We start from the raw sequence: 5,043 nt of genomic DNA on the forward strand, positions 1-5,043 counted from the left end.
CTCGCCGACTGCTTCCCCGCCGTCGACTACTTCGAGAACAGCGGGCTCCCCTTCGTCATCGCCCTCAACGGCTTCGACGGACACCAGCCCTACACTCCCGACGAGGTCCGCGAAGCACTCCAGATCGGCCCGGACACCCCGATCATCACGACGGACGCGCGGCACCGCGCGGACGCCAAGAGCGGTCTGATCACGCTCGTGGAACACGCCCTCATGGCGCGGCTCAAGTAGGCGCAAGTCGGGTTTTCCGTACGGCAGTTGCCGTAGTCATACGGGGGTGGACTGTGTCCTTTGACACGATCCACCCCCGTATTCATAACGTTTCGACAGAGAATTGCCCCCCGTTCGACACCGGATGCATCCGAATGGTGCCGCTGCGCTCACATGAGCCCCGCCTTTTGACGGGGCTCGCTGCTTATGCCCGTTTTATCCGAGGTCCGGGCCACTCGGAATGGCAGGTTCCGACTGTTTGGAACGCGACCGGTCCCCGTGCTGGAATTCGTCGAACTCCGGAGTAGTACGGCCCTGAACGAAACACGGCACAGCGTAGGTGCCGACGCCGAGAGGTTGTTGGTCGAGTGAGGCGAAGCAACGAGGGCGCCACGGCGCAGCGGGAGCGGGGCAATTTCACTCCGCCGACGCCTGCCGTGACGCCGTCCGCGGAGGCGGCGGTGTCCGGCGGCAGCACCAGCCGCCTGTCCCCCCGCAACTGGCGGGTGCCCACCCGGCTGAACGCCATTCTCCTGCTCCCCGTCCTGGTCGGCCTGGTCATGGGCGGCTTCCAGGTGAAGGGATCGATCGACACCTGGCGGGAGGCGCAGGACGCCGAGAAGACCGCGCTGATCGTGCGCGCGGCCGCCGAGTACGGCCAGGCGCTGCTCAACGAGCGCGACCTCTCCGCGCAGCCCCTGCTGGCCAACAAACGCGACTCCGAGATCATCGGCCGGGTCCGGGCCACCACCGACGCGGCCGGGAAGAAGTTCGACCGGGCCGTGCAGGACCTGCCCGAGAAGCAGGGTCTCGAACGGCGGCTCCAGCTGTTCCGCCTGGAGGAGCCCAAGCTCCCCGAGCTGCGCAAGGCGGCCTTCTCCGAGGGCATGGACCCGGTGCGGACGGAGGAGGGCTACATCCAGGTGCAGCACTCCCTGATGGAGTTCTGCAACGAGCTGGGGCTCGGCACCGGCAACATCACCAGCTACGGCCGTACGGTCTACGCGATCGAGCTGGCCAAGGCTGCAGAATCGCTTCAGCGCGCCATCGGCATGCACCTGCTGGTGCGGCCGAGCCAGAAGAGCGCCACGTTCGACGCCCAGGTCAAGGCGTTCGGCTCGTACAACTACCTGGAGACGATCGCGCTCGGCGAGTTCCTCTCCGGCGGCACGGAGGCCGACGCGGCCCGGCTGAAGCAGGTCATGACCGCGAAGTCGAAGGAAGCCGCGGAGAAGCTGAAGAAGGCCGGGGAGAAGGCCGCGGGGTCGGGGACCCCGTTCGTCGCCCCGCCCAGCGTCGACGGCTCGGTCTTCGACGGCATGGTCCAGCAGATCGGGCAGGGCAAGTCGCCCGAGAAGCTGGCCGAGAAGGGCATCACGCCCGAGACCTGGATGGTGGCGGCCACCGCCAAGTTCGACGGTTACACCGCGGTCGAGGACGAACTCGTCGACAAGGCCGTGACCGAGGCCGCGGAGATCTCCTCCAGCGCCAGGAACGACGCCGTCATCAACGCCGCCGTCGTGCTCGTCTCCCTGCTGGCCGCCTTCGTCCTGGCCGGCCTCGTGGCCCGGCAGATGAGCCGCTCGATGCGCCGGCTGCGCACCGCCGCCTTCGGCATCGCCGAGCAGCGGCTGCCGGCCCTGGTCGACCAGCTCTCCAGGACCGACCCGGGCCGGGTGGACACCCGCGTCCAGCCGATCCCGATCCACAGCCACGACGAGATCGGCGAGGTCGCCCGCGCCTTCGACCAGGTGCACCGCGAGGCGGTCCGGCTCGCCGCCGAGCAGGCCATGCTGCGCGGCAACGTCAACGCGATCTTCACCAACCTCTCGCGCCGCAACCAGTCGCTGATCGAGGGCCAGCTGACCCTCATCACCGATCTGGAGAACAACGAGGCCGACCCGGACCAGCTGGAGAACCTCTTCCGTCTGGACCACCTGGCCACCCGCATGCGCCGCAACGGCGAGAACCTCCTGGTCCTCGCCGGCGAGGAGCCGGGGCGCCGCTGGAACCAGCCGGTCCCGCTGGTCGACGTGTTGCGGGCCGCCTCGTCCGAGGTGGAGTCGTACGAGCGCATCGAGCTCTCCGGGGTGCCGGAGACCGAGATCCACGGCCAGTCCGTCACCGACCTCGTGCACCTGCTGGCCGAGCTGCTGGAGAACGCCACCACCTTCTCCTCGCCGCAGACCAAGGTGCGGGTCACCGCGACCCGGCTGCCCGACGGCCGTGTGATGATCGAGATCCACGACAAGGGCATCGGGCTCACCGGCGAGGACTTCGCCGACATCAACCACAAGCTGGCCAACCCGCCGACCGTGGACGCCGCGGTGTCGCAGCGGATGGGTCTGTTCGTGGTCGGACGGCTCGCCGACCGGCACGGCATCCGGGTCCAGCTGCGCCCCTCGGGCGAGCAGGCCGGGACCACCTCGCTGGTCATGCTGCCGGACGCCATCACCCACGGCGGCGGTGGCGACCCGGACTCCGCCACGGACGACTTCACGGTCTCCTCGATCATTCCGGAGCAGCAGGGCTTCGAGCAGCAGCCCCCGACCCGGATGCGCACGGCCGCGGAGCTCGGCTTCGACGACTCGCGCTACGAGCAGCACCCGGCGGGGACGGCGCAGCTGGACCCGGTGGGCCGTTCCCTGATGCGCGAGGAGCGCCGGGCGGCGCTGGAGGCGCAGACGACCGGTGAGCACCCGCAGTTCCCGCAGGGTCAGTACACCGACGGCCAGTACACCGAGGGCCGGTACGCGGCGAACGGCTACGCCCAGGAGCCCCGGCCCGAGCAGTACGAGCGGGCACCGCAGCAGGAGCAGGACCAGTACGGTCAGGTCCCGCAGCAGGCCCCGTACGACGGCGGGTACGAGGGCGGGTACGCCCCCTACCGCGGCGACATGGGCTTCGCCGAGCAGCCCGGCCCGGGTCTGCCCCATGACCATGCGGAATCCGCATATGCCACCGGCGAAACCGCCCAGCCGTCCCACGGGGAACACGGGGAGCAGTTCGCCGCTTCGCCCCAGCAGGACGACTGGCCGAACCAGGCCGCCCAACGGGGCACGTACGACACATCGGTGCAGATGGAAACGGAATCTGCCCCGAGCCTCCCCGCCGAGTCCCCGCAGAGCGTAGGCTTCGACCGTCCGGGGCCCACCCCGAACTCCGGCCACGAGCTGACCGAAGCCGGTCTGCCGCGCCGGGGCGGTCAGCAGCACTGGCAGCCCACCGGTCGCGGGAACCGGCCCGCCGCGCAGCAACAGCCGCGACAGCAGGAGGAACTGCCGTCGCAGCCGTCGCCCGCGCAGCAGAACGGCGACGGTGCCGACGACTGGCGCTCGGCGAACGACGAGCACTGGGAGCGGGCCGAGAAGCTCCGGGATCCGAAGGCGGGCGGGGTCACCCCGTCCGGTCTCCCCCGGCGGGTGCCCAAGGCCAATCTGGTCGAGGGTACGGCTGAGCAGACCCAGCAGGGCGGCCCCCAGGTTTCCCGCGCCCCCGAGGACGTCCGCGGCAGGTTGAGCAACCTGCGGCGGGGCGTGCTCCGGGGACGCAGCGCGGGTTCGGACGACAGTAATACCTACGACCAGGAGCGTTAGTGTGAGCCCGATGAGCCAGGCGGCGCAGAATCTGAACTGGTTGATCACCAACTTCGTGGACAACACCCCCGGGGTGTCCCACACGGTGGTGGTCTCCGCCGACGGACTCCTGCTGGCCATGTCCGAGGGATTCCCCCGCGACCGCGCCGACCAGCTGGCGGCCGTCGCCTCCGGGCTGACCTCGCTGACCGCGGGCGCCTCCCGCATCTTCGAGGGCGGCGCCGTGAATCAGACGGTGGTGGAGATGGAGCGCGGGTTCCTCTTCATCATGTCCATCTCCGACGGTTCCTCGCTGGCCGTTCTCGCCCACCCGGACGCCGACATCGGCCTGGTCGGGTACGAGATGGCCCTGCTCGTCGACCGGGCGGGCAACGTCCTGACCCCGGACCTCCGCGCCGAACTTCAAGGAAGTCTTCTTAACTAATAGACAGACAGTGCGTTTCGCGCCATCGCGCCATACAGTGCGGTGGCGCGGACCCACTGGGATCGGGACCGGCAGGCGGAGGAGGAATCGTGACAACACCCCCAGGCGGACACCAGTACGACGGTGGTCACAACGTATCGGGTGAGCACGGGGACAACCGGTTCAACTTCCCCTCCGCACCCAGCAGAGGCGCCCAGCAGCCCTACCGGCAGCCGCAGCAGCCCCACCAGCAGCCGCAGGGAACCCAGCAGGCCTCCGGGTGGCCCTCGCAGCGCCCGCACCGCTACGACGCGCCCCAGGCCCCCCGCATTCAGCCCGTGCAGCCGCGGCAGGCACCCGAACCGGCCGCGCCCGCCGCGCACAATCCTCTGGTCCGTCCGTACGCCATGACAGGCGGCCGGACCCGACCGCGCTACCAACTCGCCATTGAGGCGTTGGTCAGTACCACGGCTGATCCGTCCCGGCTGCAAGGGCAGTTGCCCGAGCACCAGCGGATCTGCCGGCTGTGCTTCGAGATCAAGTCGGTCGCCGAGATTTCGGCACTGCTCTCGATACCGCTCGGCGTTGCCCGGATCCTCGTAGCCGACCTGGCTGAGGCCGGACTCGTCGCTATCCATCAGCCCGGCGGCAACGAGTCCGCCGGCGGCCAGCCAGATGTGACACTGCTCGAAAGGGTGCTCAGTGGACTTCGCAAGCTCTAGCGGCGGAGCAGCCCGCTCCACTACCTCGGCGAAGATCGTGGTGGCAGGGGGCTTCGGCGTGGGCAAGACCACGTTCGTCGGTGCCGTCTCGGAGATCAACCCGCTGCGCACC

3 protein-coding genes and 2 pseudogenes are annotated in these 5,043 nt (G+C 69.5%); all 5 read left to right on the top strand.

Features of this window, described 5'->3' with window-relative positions; all coding sequences use genetic code 11:
* Positions 1-231 (top strand): annotated as a pseudogene (locus ACWCXX_RS40475) (ATP-binding protein); the annotation flags it as partial.
* Between the two features lie 347 nt (positions 232-578).
* Positions 579-3,806, top strand: coding sequence for a nitrate- and nitrite sensing domain-containing protein (locus ACWCXX_RS40480; protein WP_451136214.1), 3,228 nt, complete (start codon positions 579-581; stop codon positions 3,804-3,806).
* Positions 3,807-3,816: 10 nt separating this feature from the next.
* Positions 3,817-4,230, top strand: coding sequence for a roadblock/LC7 domain-containing protein (locus tag ACWCXX_RS40485; RefSeq protein WP_266365203.1), 414 nt, complete (start codon positions 3,817-3,819; stop codon positions 4,228-4,230).
* Positions 4,231-4,319: 89 nt separating this feature from the next.
* Positions 4,320-4,931 carry a DUF742 domain-containing protein gene (locus ACWCXX_RS40490; protein ID WP_451136216.1) on the top strand — a complete coding sequence of 204 codons (612 nt, stop codon included), beginning with the start codon at positions 4,320-4,322 and terminating at the stop codon, positions 4,929-4,931.
* Positions 4,912-5,043, top strand: a pseudogene (locus ACWCXX_RS40495) (ATP/GTP-binding protein); the annotation flags it as partial. The gene ACWCXX_RS40490 and the pseudogene ACWCXX_RS40495, both read left to right, overlap by 20 nt.

It is taken from the genome of Streptomyces sp. NPDC001732 (assembly GCF_053596315.1).

Bases quoted from the DNA above. Each gene is read 5' to 3' on its own strand.
- ACWCXX_RS40485 (WP_266365203.1), top strand. From the start codon at position 3,817: ATGAGCCAGGCGGCGCAGAATCTGAACTGGTTGATCACCAACTTCGTG.